This window comes from uncultured Neglectibacter sp. (assembly GCA_937958185.1).
Taxonomy (GTDB): Bacteria; Bacillota; Clostridia; order Oscillospirales; family Acutalibacteraceae; genus Acutalibacter.
The window spans coordinates 65,310-85,936 of sequence record CALFFN010000005.1 but is presented as its reverse complement, the minus strand read 5'-3'; the positions used below and the strand labels follow the sequence as shown (position 1 = coordinate 85,936).

18 protein-coding genes are annotated in these 20,627 nt (G+C 58.5%); 7 read left to right on the top strand and 11 right to left on the bottom strand.

The window, feature by feature from the left end; translation table 11 throughout:
* Window positions 1-83 precede the first annotated feature (83 nt).
* The 7 genes from AB8996_RS01220 to AB8996_RS01190 all read left to right on the top strand — a co-directional run bounded on the left by AB8996_RS01220 (window position 84) and on the right by AB8996_RS01190 (window position 6,871).
* Entirely contained in the window at window positions 84-1,409 is a 1,326-nt protein-coding gene (locus AB8996_RS01220; protein ID WP_369297149.1) for an MFS transporter, read from the top strand.
* A 30-nt stretch (window positions 1,410-1,439) separates the two neighbouring features.
* Window positions 1,440-1,661: a Smr/MutS family protein gene (locus AB8996_RS01215; protein ID WP_369297148.1), complete on the top strand. Its 222-nt coding sequence runs from the start codon at window positions 1,440-1,442 to the stop codon at window positions 1,659-1,661.
* Between the two features lie 297 nt (window positions 1,662-1,958).
* A complete protein-coding gene (locus tag AB8996_RS01210) occupies window positions 1,959-3,221 on the top strand; it encodes an ABC transporter substrate-binding protein (protein ID WP_369297147.1) in 1,263 nt (420 codons plus the stop codon).
* A gap of 123 nt (window positions 3,222-3,344) precedes the next feature.
* On the top strand, window positions 3,345-4,226 hold the full coding sequence (locus AB8996_RS01205) for a branched-chain amino acid ABC transporter permease (RefSeq protein WP_369297221.1): 882 nt from the start codon (window positions 3,345-3,347) through the stop codon (window positions 4,224-4,226).
* Between the two features lie 12 nt (window positions 4,227-4,238).
* Window positions 4,239-5,312: a branched-chain amino acid ABC transporter permease gene (locus AB8996_RS01200; protein WP_369297146.1), complete on the top strand. Its 1,074-nt coding sequence runs from the start codon at window positions 4,239-4,241 to the stop codon at window positions 5,310-5,312.
* A complete protein-coding gene (locus AB8996_RS01195; protein WP_369297145.1) occupies window positions 5,309-6,163 on the top strand; it encodes an ABC transporter ATP-binding protein in 855 nt (284 codons plus the stop codon). Before AB8996_RS01200 ends, AB8996_RS01195 begins: the two co-directional genes overlap by 4 nt.
* A gap of 6 nt (window positions 6,164-6,169) precedes the next feature.
* Complete coding sequence (locus tag AB8996_RS01190; protein ID WP_369297220.1) at window positions 6,170-6,871, top strand: ABC transporter ATP-binding protein; 702 nt, start codon at window positions 6,170-6,172, stop codon at window positions 6,869-6,871.
* Window positions 6,872-7,053: 182 nt separating this feature from the next.
* Here AB8996_RS01190 and AB8996_RS01185 read toward each other — a convergent pair whose 3' ends face one another.
* From AB8996_RS01185 to AB8996_RS01135, 11 genes are all read right to left on the bottom strand, one after another.
* On the bottom strand, window positions 7,054-8,034 hold the full coding sequence (locus tag AB8996_RS01185) for an ABC transporter ATP-binding protein (protein ID WP_369297144.1): 981 nt from the start codon (window positions 8,032-8,034) through the stop codon (window positions 7,054-7,056).
* The gene (locus AB8996_RS01180) at window positions 8,031-9,029 is read right to left on the bottom strand and encodes an ABC transporter ATP-binding protein (protein WP_369297143.1); all 999 of its coding nucleotides are present in this window, start codon (window positions 9,027-9,029) and stop codon (window positions 8,031-8,033) included. The genes AB8996_RS01185 and AB8996_RS01180 overlap by 4 nt, the downstream gene beginning before the upstream one ends.
* A complete protein-coding gene (locus AB8996_RS01175; RefSeq protein ID WP_369297142.1) occupies window positions 9,019-9,849 on the bottom strand; it encodes an ABC transporter permease in 831 nt (276 codons plus the stop codon). The genes AB8996_RS01180 and AB8996_RS01175 overlap by 11 nt, the downstream gene beginning before the upstream one ends.
* Before the next feature lie 15 nt (window positions 9,850-9,864).
* Window positions 9,865-10,806 carry an ABC transporter permease gene (locus tag AB8996_RS01170; protein ID WP_369297141.1) on the bottom strand — a complete coding sequence of 314 codons (942 nt, stop codon included), beginning with the start codon at window positions 10,804-10,806 and terminating at the stop codon, window positions 9,865-9,867.
* A gap of 82 nt (window positions 10,807-10,888) precedes the next feature.
* Window positions 10,889-12,439 (bottom strand): ABC transporter substrate-binding protein, encoded by a 1,551-nt coding sequence (locus AB8996_RS01165; RefSeq protein WP_369297140.1) that lies wholly within the window; start codon window positions 12,437-12,439, stop codon window positions 10,889-10,891.
* Window positions 12,440-12,853: 414 nt separating this feature from the next.
* Window positions 12,854-13,600 carry an SDR family NAD(P)-dependent oxidoreductase gene (locus AB8996_RS01160; protein ID WP_369297139.1) on the bottom strand — a complete coding sequence of 249 codons (747 nt, stop codon included), beginning with the start codon at window positions 13,598-13,600 and terminating at the stop codon, window positions 12,854-12,856.
* A 166-nt stretch (window positions 13,601-13,766) separates the two neighbouring features.
* Window positions 13,767-14,780 (bottom strand): tRNA glutamyl-Q(34) synthetase GluQRS, encoded by a 1,014-nt coding sequence (gene gluQRS, locus AB8996_RS01155; RefSeq protein WP_369297138.1) that lies wholly within the window; start codon window positions 14,778-14,780, stop codon window positions 13,767-13,769.
* The gene (locus AB8996_RS01150; RefSeq protein WP_369297137.1) at window positions 14,780-16,036 is read right to left on the bottom strand and encodes a competence/damage-inducible protein A; all 1,257 of its coding nucleotides are present in this window, start codon (window positions 16,034-16,036) and stop codon (window positions 14,780-14,782) included. Before AB8996_RS01150 ends, gluQRS begins: the two co-directional genes overlap by 1 nt.
* Window positions 16,037-17,233 carry a tRNA uracil 4-sulfurtransferase ThiI gene (thiI, locus tag AB8996_RS01145; protein WP_369297136.1) on the bottom strand — a complete coding sequence of 399 codons (1,197 nt, stop codon included), beginning with the start codon at window positions 17,231-17,233 and terminating at the stop codon, window positions 16,037-16,039.
* A gap of 360 nt (window positions 17,234-17,593) precedes the next feature.
* A complete protein-coding gene (locus AB8996_RS01140; protein WP_369297135.1) occupies window positions 17,594-19,684 on the bottom strand; it encodes a beta-galactosidase in 2,091 nt (696 codons plus the stop codon).
* Entirely contained in the window at window positions 19,681-20,616 is a 936-nt protein-coding gene (locus AB8996_RS01135) for an ROK family protein (RefSeq protein WP_369297134.1), read from the bottom strand. The genes AB8996_RS01140 and AB8996_RS01135 overlap by 4 nt, the downstream gene beginning before the upstream one ends.
* Window positions 20,617-20,627 lie beyond the last annotated feature (11 nt).

Here is a 20,627-nt window from a genome sequence, read left to right as displayed (position 1 = left end):
TATTGTAAATTTTTGAAAAATGTGAGATGATTTAGAAAAGAAGCTCCGCGGCAAGTGCAGCGGATGAGGAGGGGGCGCCTGTTATGGCGAGATCAGCTGAGAAAACAAACGACAGGAAATTTACCAAAATCGAAAAAAGCTGGATCATGTACGACTGGGCAAATTCCGTGTATGCCACCAATATTCTGGCGGCGATTTTCCCCTTGTACTTTGGCAGCGTATGCCAGGCAAACGGCGCGGATAATCTGGTGCTGTGGTCCTACGGCACCTCGGTGGCGACCTTTCTGGTGGCGATCCTCGCCCCCATTCTGGGCGCGCTGGGCGACCACAAGGGGCACAAGAAAAAGCTCTTTGCAGGCTTTTTGATCCTGGGCGTGGTGTTCACCCTGTGCAACGCCTTTACCGGGGACTACCGGCTGCTGCTGGTGGGCTATGTCATTTCCCATGTGGGCTTTTCCGGCTCGTGCCTGTTCTACGATTCCTTCCTCACCGATGTGACCACCCCGGAGCGCATGGACCGGGTCTCCTCCTGGGGCTATGCCATGGGTTACATCGGCGGCAGCACCATTCCGTTCCTGCTGTCCATCGTCCTGCTGTTCGTCATGGGGCAGGATAACCCCGTAGCTTTCAAGCTGATCATCGTCCTGACCAGCCTCTGGTGGGCGGTCTTCAGCATTCCCATGCTGAAAAACGTCAAGCAGACCCACTATATCGAAGCGCAGAAAAATCTGGTCCGCTCCTCCTTCTCCAATTTGGGGCGCACCGCAAAGGAGATTTTCTCCCAGAAGGGTATCTTCCTGTTTATGCTGGCATATTTCTTCTACATTGACGGTGTGAACACCGTAATTTCCATCTCTACCTCCTACGGCTCCAAACTGGGGCTGAACACCGTCAGCATGATCCTTGCCCTGCTGGTGACGCAGATCGTCGCCGTCCCTTTCTCTATCCTGTTCGGCAAGCTGGCGGGAAAGGTTGGCTCCATCAAAGTGCTCTGCGGCGCCATCGTCGTGTATTTCTGCATCTGCGTGGTGGGCTTCTTCATGGGCTTCAACATTGAGCAGCACCCCGGAGACGAATCCGCGCTGGGGCTGTCCCTGACCCTGTTCTGGTGCATGGCGTTCCTGGTGGGCACGGTACAGGGAGGCATTCAGGCGATCTCCCGTTCCTATTTTGGCAAGCTGGTGCCTGCCGACCGCTCCAACGAATACTTTGGGTTCTTCGATATTTTCGGCAAATTCGCCGCTGTGATCGGTCCTGTGCTGGTGGGCACCTTTACGCAGCTGACCGGGCGGGACTCCATCGGCGTCATCAGCCTTGCCCTGCTGTTCCTTGTGGGCTTCCTGATCCTGTTCTTCGGCAGGAAGACCCTGTTCGCCCAGCAGGCTTCCCAGTCCGCCGCGGAGGAATGACCCATGCGGTTCCGGCGGGAAGGCCCGGTGATGACGGTCGACCTCCACGGGGTCTATCTGGAGGACGCAAAGGATTTGCTGCTGAACTGGCTGGATCACGCCCAGCCGGGCATTACGGAGCTGCGGGTGATCCACGGCTCCAACCGGGGCACCGTCCTGCGGGACATGGTGCGGGAAGAGCTTTCCCACCCCAAGATCAAAGGAAAGCTGCCGACCCTGAATCCCGGAGAAACGCGGCTTATTTTGAAATAGCCCGTTACGGGAACGGTGCGGCGCTTTCGCTCAGGGGGTTAAAGGTCCCGGGGGAAGCTTTGAAATCAAAAACAGGATCGGCAGGGAAGCGCGCAGCGCGCTTCCCTGCCTGATTTTTTGTGCCGAAAAGGCAAATTTTGCAAGTTGAGCTCCTCTTACATTCAATTCTCAGATTTGCAATTTCGTCATGTTTCATGGAAACGCTGGGAAAAAGCGAATTTCTTTTGGAAGATTCACAATTGACAATTGCAAGTGCGACGGATATAATTGTCATCAGCAATAAAGGAGGCTAAAAATATGAAAAAAGTTTTTGCACTGATCCTTGCCGTCTGCATGGTGGCGGCGCTGGTAGGCTGCTCCGGCGGCAATACCGGCGGCACCAACGAGAGCGGCGCCAATTCTTCTGCTGCTTCTACCGCTGATTCTTCTACCGGCTCTGCCGCGAGCCCTGCTTCTACCGCAGGCGCTATCAAGATCGGCGGTGTAGGACCTCTGACCGGCGGCGCCGCCATCTACGGCACTGCCGCTGCCAACGGCGCGAAGATCGCCGTTGACGAGATAAACGCCCTGGGCGGTCTGCAGTTTGAATTGAAATATGAGGACGACGCCCACGACGCGGAAAAATCCGTGAACGCATACAACACCCTGAAGTCCTGGGGAATGCAGGTCTTCCTGGGCAGCGTCACCTCCACTCCCGGCGTTGCCACCTCTGTGGAAGCCAATGCCGACCACATGTTTTACCTGACTCCCTCCGCTTCCTCCACCGACGTGCTGGGCGGCGTTGCCAACCCCCTGACCGGCACGGTAGACATTGAGCGGAAGGACAGCATTTACCAGATGTGCTTTGTGGACCCCAACCAGGGCTCCGCTTCCGCACAGTACATTTTCGACCAGAAGCTGGGGTCCTCCATCGCCGTTATCTATAAGAACGACGACGTATATTCCACCGGCGTTTACAACAGCTTTGACGCCAAGGCAAAGGAACTGGGGCTGAATGTTGTCAGCGTACAGACCTTTACCGAGGACACGAAGACCGATTTCTCCGTGCAGCTGGGCGCTGCCAAGAGCGCAGGCGCCGACCTGGTGTTCCTGCCTATGTACTATGACGCCGCCGCGCTGATCTTCACCCAGGCAAACGCCATGGGCTATGCCCCCAAGTGGTTCGGCATCGACGGTATGGACGGCATTCTGGGCGTGGACGGCTTTGACACCTCCCTGGCAGAGGGCGTCATGCTGCTGACCCCCTTCAACGCCGACGCGGAGGACGAAGCTACGCAGAGCTTTGTCAATAAGTATAAGGAACTGTACGGCGAGGTGCCCAACCAGTTCGCCGCCGACGCCTACGACTGCGTGTACGCCATCTACAATGCCGCTACCGCTGCCGGCGTCACCGCCGACACCAGCGTTTCCGATACCTGCGACGCGCTCATTGAGCAGTTCACCAGCATGACCTTCGACGGGCTGACCGGCGAGGGCATGACATGGGACACCACGGGCGCTGTGACCAAAGCCCCCAAGGGCATGGTCATTCAGAACGGCGCTTACGTGGGCATGGATTGATTTTTTAGAAACAACAAAAGGTTACTCCCAAGCGGGTCGCCGTCCGGCGGCGACCCGCTTCCTTTTGTATCAAGGCAGGCGCCTTGAAAACTTTGAGAAATGAAATGAGGTGTTGTCCCAATGGTGAATTTTCTGACCCAGCTCATTAACGGTATCAGCTTGGGCAGCGTTTACGCCATTATTGCTCTGGGCTATACCATGGTGTACGGTATTGCCAAAATGTTGAACTTCGCCCACGGCGACGTAATTATGGTGGGCGCGTACATTTGCTTTTTCGCTGTTTCCAGCTTTGATCTGCCCCCGCTGGTCGGTGTGCTGCTTGCCATGATCGTATGCACCGTTCTGGGCATGGTCATTGAGCGGCTTGCCTATAAGCCTCTGCGGCAGGCCCCCTCCCTGGCAGTGCTGATCACCGCCATCGGCGTCAGCTATTTCCTGCAAAACGGCGCTCAGCTGCTGTGGGGCTCCAATAATAAGATGTTCCCCGCCTTTTTGACCGGGGACGCGCTCTCCTTTTTGGGCGGCGAGCTGCGTATTTCCGTAAATACAGTGGTAAACGTGGTGGTCTGCGTCATTATCATGCTGGTGCTCTCCTGGTTCACGGGAAAGACCAAAATGGGCAAGGCAATGCGCGCCTGCTCGGAAGACAAGGGAGCCGCGCAGCTTATGGGCATCAATGTAGACACCACCATTTCCATGACCTTTGCCATCGGCTCCGCCCTTGCCGCTGTGGCGGGCGTGCTGTATATGTCCAGCTACCCCATTCTGGTGCCCACCACCGGCTCCATGCCCGGTATCAAGGCGTTCACCGCCGCGGTGTTCGGCGGCATCGGCTCCATTCCAGGCGCTCTGCTGGGCGGGCTGCTGCTGGGCGTCATTGAGATTTTCGCGGGCAGCTACATTTCCACCCAGCTGCAAAACGCCATTGTGTTTGCCGTTCTCATCGTGGTCCTGCTGGTCAAGCCTACCGGGCTGCTGGGCAAGCAGGTCCGCGAGAAGGTATAAGGAGGTGGCGGCATGAATAAACTGAAAACCATGTCTTCCGCGACCCGGACCAATTTCCTGACCTATCTGGGCGTGATCCTTGCATTTGCCATTTTGCAGCCCCTTTCCATGAGCGGTAAGCTCTCCCCCACCCTGCAGGGACAGCTGATCCCCGTGTGCGCCTATGTGGTGATGGCGCTTTCCCTGAACCTGACCGTAGGGGTGCTGGGAGAGCTGAGCCTGGGGCATGCGGGCTTCATGAGCGTGGGCGCTTTCTCCGGGGTAGTGGCGGCTTCCGCATTGCAGGACGCCATTCCCTCCGATGGGCTGCGGCTGCTGGCGGCGCTTGTTATCGGCGCGGTGTTTGCCGGTATCGTAGGGCTGCTGATCAGCGTCCCCGTGCTTCGGCTGAACGGCGACTACCTTGCCATTGTGACCCTTGCCTTCGGGCAGATCATCAAGTCCATTGTGGAAAACCTTTATGTGGGCGCGGACCCCAAGGGGCTCCACGCCAGTTTCCTCCAGCCCACCGTCACGCTGGGCGAGGGCGGGAAAATGATCCTGAACGGTCCCATGGGCATTCCCAATATTACGAAAATTTCCACCTTTTTGGCTGGCTTCCTGCTGATCCTTGTCACGCTGATGGTCATTTTCAATCTGGTAAATTCCCGGTCAGGTCGAGCGATCATGGCGATTCGGGATAACCGCATTGCCGCCGAAAGCGTGGGGCTGAACATCACCAAGTACAAAATGATGGCGTTCGTCACCTCCGCCGCTCTGGCAGGCGCTGCCGGGGCGCTGTACGGGCTGGGGCAGAACACCATCGTTGCCTCCAAATTCGACTTCAACACCTCTATTTTGATCCTGGTCTACGTGGTTCTGGGCGGTCAGGGAAAGATGTGGGGCTCCATCATTGCCGCCGCTTTCCTCACCATTCTGCCTGAGACTCCCGCCATGCGCGGCCTGGCGGATTACCGCATGCTGGTGTATGCCATTGTGCTGATCCTCGTCATGCTGGCGACCAATAATTCCGTCATCAAGAGCTTTTTCTCCCGCTTTCGGAAAGAGAAAGGCGACGACACCGCGAAAGGAGGGGAGGCAGCATGAGCGACCATAACAAAAAAACTCCCACCAAGCTGGTTCCCGTCCCCAGCGTAAATAAAATCCCCGAACGGGACATCAATCAGGACCCCATTCTGGAATGCCGGCATCTGGGCATTGATTTCGGCGGTCTGACTGCGGTAAAGGACTTCAACACCGCCATTGGGCGCACGGAGATCGCCGGGTTGATCGGTCCCAACGGCGCGGGCAAAACCACGGTGTTCAACCTGCTGACCAAGGTGTACCAGCCCACCCGGGGCACCATTCTGCTGGACGGCGTGGACACCCACAACATGACCACCTCCCAGGTGAACAAGGCGGGCATTGCCCGGACCTTCCAGAACATCCGCCTGTTCAAAAACCTGTCCGTGGAGGACAATGTGAAGGTGGGGCTGCACAACGATACCAAATACGGAATGTTCCAGGGTATCCTCCGAATGCCCAATTACTGGAAAGAGGAAAAGCGCTGCCATGAAAAAGCCATGGAGCTGCTGCGTATCTTCGATATGGAGGACCTGGCGAACCATCAGGCGGGCTCCCTCCCCTACGGCGCACAGCGGCGGCTGGAGATCCTACGCGCCCTTGCCACCGATCCCAAGCTGCTGCTGCTGGACGAGCCGGCAGCGGGCATGAACCCCTCGGAAACCGCCGATTTGATGGACAACATCGTGAAAATCCGGGACACGTTCCACATTGCCGTGCTGCTGATCGAGCACGATATGTCCCTTGTCATGGGTATCTGCGAGGGGATATGCGTGCTGAACTTCGGCGAGATCATTGCCAAGGGCACTCCCGATGAGATCAAGAACGACCCGCAGGTCATCGAAGCCTATCTGGGCAAAAAACGGGAGGTGTAAAAAATGCTGCTGACAGTTGACAATATGAACGTCTATTACGGCGTCATTCACGCCATTAAGGACGTTTCCTTTGAAGTGGACGAGGGGGAGATCGTCACCCTGATCGGCGCAAACGGCGCGGGAAAATCCACCACCCTGAAAACTGTTTCCGGGCTGCTGCGCTCCAAGACGGGCTCCATCGTCTTTGAAGGGCAGGATATCGGCAGCGCCGCCCCCCACAAGCTGGTGGCGCACGGGCTTGCCCATGTGCCGGAGGGGCGCCGGGTATTTTTGCAGATGACTGTGGAAGAAAATCTGGAAATGGGCGCGTACACCCAAAAATCCGGCAATGTAAGCGGTCATCTGGCACGGGTCTACGAGCTGTTCCCCCGGCTGAAGGAGCGCCGGAAGCAGATCGCCGGCACCTTGTCCGGCGGCGAGCAGCAGATGCTTGCCATGGGGCGCGCCCTAATGTCCGACCCCAAGCTGATGATGCTGGACGAACCCTCCATGGGTCTCGCCCCCATTCTGGTAGATCAGATTTTCAGCATTATCAAAGACCTGCATAAAGCGGGCACCACCATTCTGCTGGTGGAGCAGAACGCTCAGATGGCGCTGAGCGTAGCGGACCGCGGCTATGTGCTGGAAACGGGAAAGATCGTGAAGTCCGCTCCGGCAAAGGAGCTGCTTGCCGACCCTGCCGTAAAAGCCGCCTATCTGGGCGGATAACAAAAAAGCCGCTGGGAACCGCCTGCGGAATTTTCGGGCAAACACAACAAATCACGTAATAGCAAAGAGGGACAAAGCAATGCTTTGTCCCTCTTTTGCTTATGCGATTCTTTGTCTATTTATGGCAGTGTACCCTCAGCGCAGTGGAAAAAGACGGTTCTCCGCAGGAGAATTGTGGTATTTCATACCACAAAGTCTTTTTCCCGTCCATTAAAGCAAGAACAAAAGCGCCCGTCCGGGAAAGGACGGAGGACGGGCTTTTCCGTTTTGCAGCGGTCCGTGCATTCCGGGCAGCGGGTGTGGAACGGGCAGCCGGAGGGCGGGTCCGCCGGGCTGGGCAGATCGCCGGTAAGCAGCACCTGCTCCGCCTTCCCCTCCGCCGCCAGAGCAGCGGAAAACAGCGCCTTTGTATAGGGGTGCAGCGGGTTTTCCGACAGCTGGCGGCTGTCGCCCAGCTCCACCAGATTGCCCAGGTACATCACGCCGATACGGTCGGAAAGGTAGGAGACCACGTTCAGGTCGTGGGAAATAAACAGATAGGTCAGACCGAAGGTTTCCCGCAGCTCCAGCAGCAGGTTCAGCACCTGCGCCTGCACGGACACGTCCAGCGCGGACACGGGTTCATCGCAGACCACGAAATCCGGCTCCAGGATCAGCGCCAGCGCAATAGCGACCCTCTGCCGCTGCCCGCCGGAAAGCTCGCTGGGCCAGCGGGTGAGATAGCTTTCGTCCAGCCCGGCGGCGCAGAGCATCTGCCGCGCCTTTTCCCGCCGCCCCTGGGGGCTTTCGCCGAGACCGTGAATTTTCAGGGGCTCTTCCAGCAGCCAGCCCACGGTCTTGCTCGTGTCGATAGAAGCGTAGGGGTCCTGAAAAATGATCTGCATTCTCCGGCAAAGCTCCCGGAACTCCTTTTTCGAGGGCTTTGTCACGTCCTGCCCGTCCAGCAGGATTTTTCCAGACGTAGGCTCCAGCAAGTGCACCAGCATTTGTCCCAGGGTGGACTTCCCGCAGCCGGATTCCCCCACCAGCCCGAAAATCTCCCCTCGCCGGATTTCCAGCGAGAAATCGGAAACTGCCAGAATCTTATCCTTGCCCTGCTTAAATTCCTTAGTCAGGTGTTCAATTTGCAGCAGAGGTCGGTTCCGCTGTGTGTCAACATTCATAGCCCTTCCTCCTTTGCGTCTGCGCACAGCGCCATATGGGCTCCCCGCTGGACTTTGGGGGGGTGTTCCCTTTCGCACTGGGGGCGTCTTCTTTCACAGCGGTTGTAAAACGGGCAGCCTGTGCCGCTGCGTTCCTCCAAAGGCGGCACAGTGCCGGGAATGGGGCGCAGCCGGCTGCCCCGCTTTTCCAGCGTGGGAATGGACGCTACCAGCCCTTTGGTGTAGGGGTGAATGGGGTGGGAAAGCACCTGCTCTACCGGACCGCTTTCCACCACCTGCCCGGCATAAAGAATGTACACCCGGCTGCACATTTGGCGAATGACGCCCAAATCGTGGGAGATCAGCAGCACCGCCGTGCCCAGCTCCCGGTTCATACGGCGGATCAGCTCCATGATCTGCGCCTGAATGGTCACGTCCAGCGCCGTGGTGGGCTCGTCCGCAATGAGCAGCGCCGGGCGGTTCAACAGCGCCATGGCGATCATCACCCGCTGGCGCATACCCCCGGACAGGCGGTGGGGATACTCGTGATAGAGGCGCTTCGCGTCGGGCAGACCCACCCGCTCCATCATGGCAAGGGTCTGCTCTGCCGCTTCTTTCCGGGATACCCCGTGGGCGCGGGCGGCTTCGGCGATCTGCCTGCCCACCTTCATCAGGGGATTCAGGGCAGTCATCGGCTCCTGGAAGATCATGGAAATTTCCTTTCCACGGTACTGGTTCCACTGCTCCTCCGTCAGTCCCAGCAACTCCGCGCCCTGGAACCGCACCCTGCCGTGGGTGATTTTTGCGGCGTCCGGCTGCAAGCCGATAGCGGTCAGCGCCGTGACGGTTTTGCCGCAGCCGGATTCCCCCACCAGCGCCACCATTTCTCCCGGCTCCACCTGAAGGCTCACGTCCTTTACCGCGGGGCAGTACCCGGCAGAATAGCCGCCGCCTGCGGGAAATTCCACAGTCAGCTGTTCCACGGCAAGGACAGGAGGCTGCCGTTTATCTGTCATGCCCGATCACCTCCTGCAAGCCGTCTCCCATCAGGTTGAAGCCCATGGTCAGCAGCGTGATGGCGGCGGCAGGCACCAGCACGTACCAGCCCGCCTGCAAAATGCACGCCTGGGCTTCGCTGAGCATTTTTCCAAAGCTGGGGGTGGGCGGCTGAATGCCCAAGCCAAGATAGCTGAGCCCCGCTTCGCTCATCACCGCCCCGGCAAAGCCCAGGGAGCAGGTGACGATGATATCCGGCGCCACATGGGGCAGAATGTGCCGGAAAATGATCCTCCCGTCCCCCGCGCCCCGCACCCGGGCGGCTTTGATAAATTCCGCTTCCCGGTATTTGATGAACCCGCTGCGGGTGATCCGCGCGAACCGCGGCACGGACATAATGCCCAGCGCCAGCGCCATATTGCCCAGCCCTACGCCGAACACCACAATGAGCATCAACGCTAGCAGCACCCCGGGGAACGCCATCTGCACGTCGATGAGCTTCATCACCAGCTCGTCCGGCTTGCCGCCGTAATAGCCTGCCACCGTGCCGATGACACCGCCCAGCAGCAGCCCTGTTGCCACTGCCGCCGCGCCGATCAAAAAGGAGTACCTTGCCCCTTCCATCATGCGGCTGAGGATATCCCGCCCAAACTGGTCCGTTCCCAGCAGATGGGCGGAAGAAAAAAAGCTGAGCTTGTTGTCCAGCTCCATGGCTTCGGGGTCGTAGGGCATCCAGAAAAAGCCCACTGCCATCACAAGGAGCATGAGCCCGACCATACAAGCCCCGGCGACAAAATTCTTTTTGTGCCAGCACTGCTTCCATATCTCAGAAATTCTCAAATGCCCACCTCCCCGTCATTTCAGCCTGATCCGTGGATCGATCACCGAATAGAGCAGGTCCACGCCAAAATTGCACACCACAACGATTCCCGCCAGGTACAGCACCAGCCCCTGGATCAGCGGCAGGTCCCTGGTGGAAATGGCGGTGGCAACAAGCCTGCCGATGCCCGGCAGGGAAAACACGTTTTCAATGATGATGCTGCCCCCCAGCACATCGGTGACGATCATGCCGAAAATGGTCAGCACGGGGATCAACGAATTGCGCAGCACGTGCCCCCACAGCACCTTATGGGAGGAAACGCCCTTGCTGCGGGCGGTGCGCACATAACCCTCTCCCTCCTGCCGCACCACGCTGGTGCGGACATAGCGGATCAGCACCGCCGAGGAGCTGAACGCGATCGCCAGCGAGGGCAGCAGCAAACTTTGCAGACATTTTATGGGGCTGCTCGTCCAGGGGGTATATCCCAGCGAGGGCAGCCATTTCAAGTGGACGGAGAAAATCTCGATGAGCACGATGCTCATGCAGAAGGCGGGAACAGAAAGCCCCAGCTGGGACAGGAACGTGATGGGCGCGGCATAGGTCTTTTTCCCATGCCTTGCCAGCCACAGCCCGGTGGGAATGCCGATCCCCGCCGTCAGCAGCAGGGAAAACAGCGCCAGCGCCACCGTGACGGACAGCCCGCCGGAAATCAGGTCGGTCACCGGCTGGCGGTACTGGTAAGACATTCCCAAGTCCCCCCGCAGCGCCCCGGTGATCCATGTGAAAAACCGTTCCCAAATGGGCTTATCCGCGCCGATAGCGATCCGCAGCTGCTCCACCTGTACCGGGTCCGCGTCCACGCCCAGAATGACGGTGGCAGGGTCGCCGGGCAGTATCTGGAACACGGCAAAGGTCACAAGGGACACCAGCAGCAGCGTTACCAGAAAGCCCGCCGTTTTCCTTGCATAATATGCCATGCTTCACACCGCCCTTTCTGTACGAATGCCGGATACTCCGCAAAGCGAAGCACCCGGTATTCCTCTTATTTTTCAGTTCAACTTATTCATAATACAGCGTGCTGAAATCGTAGAAGGTCACGGGATAGAACGTAAAGCCCTTCAGGTCCTTGCGGCAGGCGACGATCAGGTTGGGGTCTGTGAGATACACGGCGGCAGCCTGTTCTGTCAAAATCTCCTGGCAGCGCTTGTATTCCTCCGCCCGTTTCCCATCGTCCAGCTCCACTCTGGCAGCTTCAATCAGCTGGTCGTATTCCTCATCGGCAAAATGGAAAAAGTTGCTGCGGTAATCGCTTTCATACCTGCCCAATACGGAATCCGGGTCCAGCTTTCCGCTCAAACCCACGATGGTGGTCTGGTACTTGGCGTTCTTGTACACGTCCTCCAGCCAGGTTGCCCATTCGATCAGCTCTATCTTCGCCTCGATATTCACAGCGGCAAGCTGCTGGGCAATGACCTGGGCGGTGTCAATGTGCTTCTGATAGTTTGCCGGCACCGTGATGGTCATGGAGAAGCCGTCCTCGTAGCCAGCCTCTTTCAGCAGCTCCTTTGCCTTCTCCACATCGTGGTCGTAAGTGCCTTCCAAACCGCTGTTGTAATACGCCGCCATCACAGGGCTGAAATTGCTGGGCAGCCTGGTGGCATAGCCGCCGAACACGCCGCTGACAATCTCGTCCTGATCGATGGCATAGCTCACCGCCTGGCGCACCCGCACATCGTCAAAGGGCTCGCTTTCCAGATTCAAAAACAAACTCTGCACCATATTTTGGGGGGAGTTATAAATGTCGAACTCACTTTCCAGCACCTGAGCGTCCTCCGCGTTGATGACGGCGGCAATATCCAGCTGCCCGGAACGCAGGGCGGATACCACGGCGGCAATGTCGTCCATGATGTAGATTTCCACCCGGTCGACCTTCGCCATTCTGCCGGGTGCGTCCCCCTCGCCCTTGTCGTAGTAGTCCTCGTTCTTTTCCAGCACGATGCGCTGAGAGGGGGTGTATTCCGCAAAGCGGAAAGGTCCTGTGCCAACGGGCTTTGTCGCCTGCTCCTCATAGCCCTCCGGCAGCACCGCCACGATGGCAAGGGACAAAAACGCCGCGGAGGGCGCGCTCAAATGCGCCACGAAGGTGTACTCGTCCGGCGCTTCCAGGCTTTCGATCATTTCAAATTTCCCGGTCAGAGCTTCTTCCCCGCCCAGCCCGGTGAGCTTGTTGTAGCTGTAGAGCACGTCGGCGGAGGTCAGCTTTTTCCCGTTGTGGAAGGTCACGTCCTGCCGCAGGTGGAAGGTATAGGTTTTCCCGTCCTCGGAAATGTCCCAGCTCTCCGCCAGCCCGGGAATGATATTCCCCGCCGTATCGTACAGGCACAGCCCCTCGAACACATTGTGGAAAATCGCTTCCGTATCGGTGGCAGAAGACTGCCACGGGTCCAGGCTGTCAGGGTCGGCGCTGATATTGATGCGCACGGTTTTCGGCTCGTTATCCGCCTGAGAGCCGTTCCCGCCGGAAGACGCGCAGCCCGCAAGGGAAACGCCCAGCGCCAGCACCAAAAGAAAGCAAGTCAGCTTCTGCAAAAATGCAACAGATTTTTTCATATTGTGGGAACTCCTTTCCTGCTGTCCCAAATTCGACCTTACAGTCGTATATTTGCCTACGCCTTATTATAATCGGAATCAGCCCAAAAGAAAAGTGAATTTTTTGAAAAATGCAGGGGAACCGCGTTTTTCATGCAAAGCGATAGAAAAAGCCGATCCCCTCAAAAAATTTTGCACGAAAAAAGCGAAGCACTCTGACGAATGCTTCGCTTGCTGGACGCTGGATACTGGATTTTAGAGACTGGACGGAAAGCGCGCCAGATGATAGCAGTGCACCCAACCGTCCATTCTGCAAGTTTTAGAACACCAAAATCTATAGATTGGTTACCCCAAAGGCTATGAAAAAATATGGTTTTGCGAAGCAAAATCACAGCTTTTCAAGCTGTGAAATATTTTTTCCGTCCATTTTGTCCGTTAAGAGCGTGCCAGACCGTCCACGCTCAGGACCACGCCGGTGATGTAACTAGCCATTTCGCTTGCCAAAAATACAAAGGCGTTGGCAACCTCCTCCGGCTCGCCGATACGGCGCAGGGGCACCTGAGCGACCATGCCCTGAATAATGTTCTCCGGCACAGCCTTCATCATATCGGTGTTGGTGATCCCGGGGGCAACGGCGTTGACGCGAATGCCCTTGGGTCCCAGCTCACGGGCCAGGGACAGGGTCATACCATTGACAGCGAACTTGCTGGTGGGATATGCCACGCCGGCGGGCTGACCGTACCTGCTCACCATGGAGCTGGTGTTGATAATGGAGCCGCCGCCCTGCCCGGTCATCTGGTCCACCACCGCGCGGGAGCAGTTGAACACTGCGGTCACGTTCAAGTCCATGGTCTTCTGGAACATTTCGGGGGTATACGTGGAGAAAGGCTCGGAAGCGGACACGCCGGCGTTATTTGCCAGAATGTCGATCCTGCCGTACTTTTCCGCCACCTTGTCAAAGGCGGTCTTGACGGACTCATAATCCGTCAGGTTGGGGCAAATGCCCTCCACCTGCCAGTCCGGGTTCTCAGCCTTCAGCTCTGCCACGGCCTTGTCGGCGGTTTCCTGACGGGAGCCGCACAGCACTACCTTGGCGCCGTTCTTCAAAAATTCCCTGACGATGGCGAAGCCGATCCCCCGGCTGCCCCCTGTGACGATCGCGACCTTGTCCTGCAACAGCATAATTTTTCCTCCTGTCTCGCCAAAGGGCGAATCAAATTTTATTGTTAAAATTATAACATGCAATTTGAAAGATGTCTACCCCGCAGGCAAATTTTTTCTTCCGCTGGGCGGATTCACTCAGCGGATTCGCTGGGCGAATCCACCCGGCGGAAAAATGATTCCCTGCTCACGGCTTTTCAAATAACCCCTCCGGCAGGAGAATGTCCTCCTTCGGCACCTTTTCCCAGGAAAACAGCGGGATAAGCTCCGCGGGGGCGGCGGCCTCCGGGGCGGGGAGCAGCCCGGCAAGGTACGCAAGCCTGCCCACGATCTCTTCGCCGGAAAATCCCTTTTCCCGCAGCGCCTGCAGGCTTGTGTCCCTGTCCCGCTTGGAAAGCCTGCGCCCATCGTGTGCCAGCAGCAGCGGCACATGGGCAAATTCCGGCGCGGGATAGCCCAGCAGCCGGTAAAGGTAAATCTGCCGGGCGGTGGAGGAAAGCAGGTCCCGCCCGCGCACCACCTGCGTCACGCCCATGGCGGCGTCATCCCCCACCACCGCCAGCTGGTACGCGAATACGCCGTCGGAGCGCCGGAGAATAAAATCGCCGCATTCCTCCGCCAGATTCTGACTGACCTCGCCATAGTGGCTATCGAGAAACGTGAAAACCTCCGGCGGCGCCCGCAGCCGCAGCGCCGGGGAACGGATTTCCGCAAGCTTTTTCACGTCTTCCGGGGAAAGCCCGCGGCACTTGCCGGAATAGATGGGGTCGCCGTCGGAGGCGTGGGGCGCGCTGGCGGCGTGAAGCTCCGCCCGGCTGCAAAAGCAGGGGTATACCAGCCCCTGTTCCTCCAGCCTGTGGAGCAACTGTTCATAAAAGCCGCTTCGGTTGCTCTGGAAATAGGCTTCCCCACCGTAGGAGCCGCCCTCGTCCCAGGAAAGCCCCAGAAAACGCAGGTCCTCCTCCGCGCTGCGGACATACTCCATGCGGGTGCGCTCCCTGTCCAGATCCTCAATGCGCAGGAGTATCCTTCCGCCCTGCCGCTTCGCCGCGAGCCAGGCGAGAAGAGAGCAGAACAGGTTGCCCAAATGCAGGTTCCCGCTGGGCGTGGGGGCAAAGCGCCCTACTGTATTTTGCCCCCGGACAGAGCAGTCTGCCACTTCCCGCTTTTGGAGGGGCTGACCGATCGTATCCCGTTCCATCATTCCTGAGGGATCACGGGCAGGTGCTCCAAATAGCGGCGCACCATGTCCAGCGCCTGGGACGCGGCACAATGGCGGTGCCAGTCGCGGCTCTTGGTGCGCCCGATGGGGGAGCGCTTTGCCACCCAGGTGTTTTTGCCGTCGCTGAGGGCAATATAGATCAGGCCAACAGGCTTTTCAACAGTTCCGCCGTCAGGTCCGGCAATGCCGGTAATGCCGATTCCAATGTCGCTGCCGGAGCGCCGGACGATGCCCTCCGCCATGGCTCTGGCGGTCTCCTCGCTGACCGCCCCGTGCCGCTCCAAAATCTCATGGGGCACAAACAGCAGCGCTTCCTTTGCCTCGTTGGCATAGGTGACGCAGCCCATATGGAACACGGCTGACGAGCCGGAAATATCGGTGATCCGCTTTGCCAGCAGCCCGCCGGTGCAGGATTCCGCCGTGGCAAGGGTCTTCCCCGCCTGTCGCAGCTCCTGTACCACCAGCTCCTCCAGGGTTTCCACGTCCACACTGTATACATAGTCCCCCAGCCGCCGTTTGATCTCCTCGATCAGGGGTTGGCACATCTGGTCGGCGGTTTTTTCGTCCTTTGCTTTGGCAGTCACCCGCAGGAAGCATTCCCCCTCCTTGGCGTAAGGGGCAAGGGTGGGGTTCTGCCCGTCCATCTTGTCGTCCATCAGCAGCGCCACAGGGGCTTCGCCCTTGCCGTAAATGTGGACGTTGTGGGACACGATCACGGACTCCTGCCCCTGCTTCAAATAGGGTACGGCGTAATTTTTCATCATGGGCGCAAGCTCGGAGGGCGGACCGGGCAGCATGATAACGGTGCAGCCGTTCTCCGCCTGAAAAGCGCAGCCCGGCGCGGTGCCGTTGTCGTTTTGCAGCACGGTGCAGCCTTCGGGAAGGTACGCCTGCTTCGCCTGATTTTCGCTGACATGGCTCTCGTTGAAATAATTCTGGATACGCCGCAGGCTCTCCTCATGGAGCTTGAGCTTTTTCCCGGCAGCGGCGGCGGTGGTCTCCTTGGTCAGGTCGTCGGTGGTGGGACCCAGCCCGCCGGTCATGATAAGCAGGTCGCTGCGGGAAATGGCGGCTTCCACCGCTTCTTTCAACCGTTCCGGGTTATCTCCCACCACGGAAGAATGGAGCAGGTCGATGCCCAGCGCGGAAAGCTCCCGGGCAACGATGGCGGCGTCCGTATTCACCACCTGCCCCAGCAGCAGCTCCGTCCCCACGGAAATGATTTCAGCGTTCATTCAAAAATCTCCTTCTTCGCTATAGGGTGTAATTTGCAGTGTCTCCACGTTCTGCAATGCTTCCTGAAGCAGCGTTGCCCCGTCAATGGCTTTTTCCGCGTCCTCCACAAAATGCAGGATCGGGCGGGTGCGCGGGTGCTTGGGCGTGAAGATGGTGCAGCAATCCTCATAGGGTTCAATGGAAATATCATAGGTGTCGATCTGATAAGCAAGCTTTACGATCTCTGATTTGTCAGACCCGATCAGCGGGCGGAATACGGGCATGGCCGCCACGGCATCGGTACAGGCGATCGCCTGAATGGTCTGGCTTGCCACCTGCCCCAGGCTTTCCCCGGTGATCAGCGCGGAGCAGCCCTCCTCCCGGGCGATCTGCTCCGCCGCCCGCAGCATGAACCGCCGGAGGATCACGGTGTTCAAATCCTCCTGGCAGCAATCCCGAATAGCTTCCTGCAGCTTTGTGAAATTCACGGTGACCATTTTGATGCGCCCGGCATATTCGCTGACCTTGCGGAGCAGCCGCACCACCTTTTCGTGGGCAAGCTCGCTGGTATAAGGAGGGCTCGCGAAGTGAATGGCGGTAAGCTCTACGCCCCGTTTTGCCATGCACCACGCGGCAACGGGGCTGTCCAGCCCGCCGCTGATGAGAACAGCCGCCTTGCCCCCCGTGCCCACGGGGATACCCCCCGCGCCGGGCTTGGGATCGGCATGGACATAGGCGCAGCTTTCCCGCACCTCTACCCAGACGGTAATGTCCGGGTGGTGGACGTCTACCGTCAGATGGGGGTACTGCTCCAGGAGATATCCCCCCACCTCGGCGGAAATTTCCGGGGATTGATAGGGAAATTTTTTGTCGCTGCGCTTGCACTCCACCTTGAAGGTGCCGACCTCCTCCAGCCTGTCCTTCAGGTAGTCCGCCGCTTTTTCGCAGATTTTCTGCAGATCCTTTTCCGCTTCCCCGGCTCTGGTACAGCCCACTACGCCGAAGACTTTGGCACAGCGCTCCTCCGCCAGGTCCATGTCGGCGCTGTCGTCTCCCGGCTGCACGTATACCGTGGATTGCAGGGCGGTCACGGTAAATTTTCCCGCCCCCTGCAGCCGGCGGCGGATATTTTTCAAAAGCACGTCCTCAAACGCCCTGCGGTTCAATCCTTTCAGGGCAATTTCGCCCTGCTTTAATAAAATGACTTCCCTATTCATACGCTCGCCTCTGTTTTTCAAATTCGCACAAATATTTTTAAGATAAGAATGACCACTTTGCGATTATTTTATCATGAAGACGGTTTCCCCGTCAAGAAAAAGGGCGGAAAGGGAAGCGCCTGTTCTGAAGATTTTATGTATATTCTCTCCCGCTGTAGGCGGGGGAGAATATACGACTTCAGCTCAGCGGAATGGGTACTCCCAGCGGAAAGCGGCTTGCGGAAAATCATCAAAGAAGGGCGTAAGAGCAGCCTTTCCCGCTCTTACGCCCCCTGTCTTTTCTAGCAACTGACAACGGACGACTGACAACTGCCCTTCCGTCCTTGCCCTTTCTAACAACTAACAACTAACAACTAACGACTAACAACTGCCCTTCTGCCAAAGCAATACGATACCGTCTTCTGCCGGGAGGGAGACCCGCCCGGTAGACGGGACGGAAATCGTCTCGCCTGTCCACAGGTCGGTGTACTCCCCCTCTGGGGCGATCAGCTGTAATTCCCTGCCCTGCCGCCAGCTTCTGGAATTAGCCAGGACCGCGGTGAGCAAGCCCTTTTGGCAGGTCACAGGCAGGGCGTACGCCCCATGCTCAAAGCCTGCGGGGCGAACGGGCAGCAGCGAATCCTTTGTCAGCTGGCGCAGAAGGTACTTCAGCCCCAGCTGGTTCTCCTGCTCGTGAATGGCGGAGGGACCCATCATGCCGTTGACCAGCACAAATCTTCCCTGCTCATACGCCCGCTCCCATACAAGGGGCTCGCCGTCCTTTTCAAAGCGGATACCGTCCCAGGCGGACCAGCCCGCGTCAGGTGAAAAGATGGGACGTATCCTGGTAAGCAGCCATTTCCCCGCCGGTTCTCCAAACAGGGAAAGCTCGTAGCCCTTGTAATCCGTTTCCAGATCGGAGGCGGTCATGCCGATCTCCTTTGCCAGCCCGCCCGGCCAGGGGCAGTACATGGCTGCGTCCGGGGTCTTGCGCCCGGAGGTGGCGTCCAGCACCACCGTGCCGCCTTTTCTGGCAAATTCCAGCACCCTGGCGGCGTTTTCCTCCGACCACGCCACCAGATGGGACAAAAACAGCGTTTTCCCGCTGCAATCCTTCTGGGGAATATCCGCCAAACGGCATTGAGAAGCATTGACGCCGCCCTGTGTCAGCAGGGCGGTAAGCATTGCGCCGCCCAAAGCCCCGTCATGCACCAGCCGCCCCTTTACATGGGAGCCGCGCTCACTGTCGGGAACCTCCACCACCTGCGCGTCCTGGTCGAATGCCACCAGCACATCGCTTTCCTGGGGCTCGTGCCCTTCCGTGACACGGTCCAAGGTTTCCATCACGTCCCGCACCCGCTTCATCATTCTGCTGCGCCCGGTGTGCTGGTCGTTGTTGTCCAGCAGCCCCCAGTCCCCTGCCTCGCAGTCATAGGTGCGCTGGTTCAGGAGCCACCCGGTGACAGATTCCGCGCCGGCAAAAATCCCGGCAAAGCAGAACCTTGCCAGCTCCGCAGGCTCCACGTCGGAGGGACGGGTGGAAGAGCTCAGCGTGTTGCCGCACTGCACCTCCGTCACCTCGACGCGGTGTACGCTGGGGTGAGAAGCCGTTTTCTTCACACCCAGGGACATCAGCGCCGGGAACATCTCCCGGTCGCAGAAGGTAAAGTGCCAGGCAGGGTGATAGCTTGCGCCTACCACATCTACGATTTTCGCCAGTTCCTCCTGGTCCAGCCCAGAATTTGCCTGATTTTCCAGCAGGGGCGTGGGATTGATGCAGGTGGGAGTTTTAGCGTCGTATTTCCGCACCAGGTCCTGAATTTGCTGTAATTCCCATTCCAGCCACTTCATGGAGAAGCGGTCAAAATCCATGACGGGGCGGTAGGAAGCCCAGCCGTTGCCAATGTGGGCGGGGTGCAATATCTCATTGGGGAACTGCGCTTCCGAAAAGCCCTGATACCCGGTGCGCCAGCGCTTATTCAGGGCGGAGATATTCCCCCCGTAAGCCTCCTCCAGCCATGCCTGCCAATGGCGGCGCGCCTGATCGCTCTGCTCCCGCCGGGCGGCAGGCTCGTTCCACAGGATCCACTGCCCCAGCGCCGGGTGATCCTTGTAACGGGTCACGCAGCGCTCTACATAGCGCTCCATGGCGGGCCACTGGCTCTCGTCCAGGAACCCGGTGTGAGAGTGCAGCAGGGAAGGCGTGCCAATGTGCCAGGGACCGGAATTTGCCGTCAACGTGGCTTTCACCTTGATCCCATACTTTTCACAGGCGTCAAATACAAAATCAAATACCGTAAAATCCCACTCGCCGGGCTGTTCCTCGATCCACGGCCACATAAGGAAAATTCTCAGCCACCCCAGCCCGCTTTCCGCGGCGGTTTTGACCAGCTCGTCCACCCGTTCCCGGCTGTCCGTAGGCTCCACCCACAGCTGACAGCCCAGATATTCTTTCGCGTCCTGATGTTTCACAGAATTTCTTTCTCCTTTTCCTGTTTATTCATGTAGTGCAGCCCCAGCAGCACGGAATGCTCCGGGTTTTTCGCCAGGCGGAGCTGCGGCTTGCCCCAGGGCGTCCACGCGTGCCGGTCAACGGTTTGGAAAATCCTGTCGGTCAGCTCTTTCCCCCAGCGCAGCACGCCGCCGCTGAGCACTACGACCTCCGGGTCGTAGGCATAGATGAGGGAGATCAGGCAGTTGCTCCAATAATCGCAGCACTCGTCAAAAATTTCCCGCGCCAGCCTGTCCCCGCCGTTATAATAGCGCTGCAGCACCTCGAAATTCACGGTTTCTTCCTGCTTTAAGGGGCTGGATAAGGGAGATTCCGCCACCATATGCTTCAGCGCCCAGGTGCTTGCCTGCGCTTCCGCGCAGCCCACCCCCGGGCAGCCCACGCAGGGGCGACCGCCCCGCTTTAAGGGCATGTGCCCCAGCAGGACGCCTGCCTGGTAATGCTTTCCCCGGATCAGCCCGCCGTTCATCACGGCGGCAGTGCCAATGCCCGTTCCCAGGATCATCAGCACAAAATCCCCGGTATCTTTGGCGACTCCATAGCCCAGCTCGCCCAGGGCGGCGGCGTTGGCGTCGTTTTCCAGTACCATGGGCAGCCCAAAGCGTTCCTGCACCCAGCCGGGAAAATCAAAGCCCACGCAGTCTCTGAACTTGTTGTTGTGCCCCAGCACCTGCTTTTTGTCCGTGTCTACCAGGCTGGGAAAGGCAATGCCCATGGCGTCTATTTCGTACTGGCGCTGCCACTTTTTGCAGATTTTTTCCAGCTCCAGCGCCAGCGGCAGAAAGCCCCGGGTAGAGTTGGATTCCATTTTGGCGGATTCCAGCACCCTGCCGTCCGACACCACGCCCAGCTTCACCCGCGTGCCGCCCAAGTCCATGGCGATGGTATTCATGCAGAAGCCCT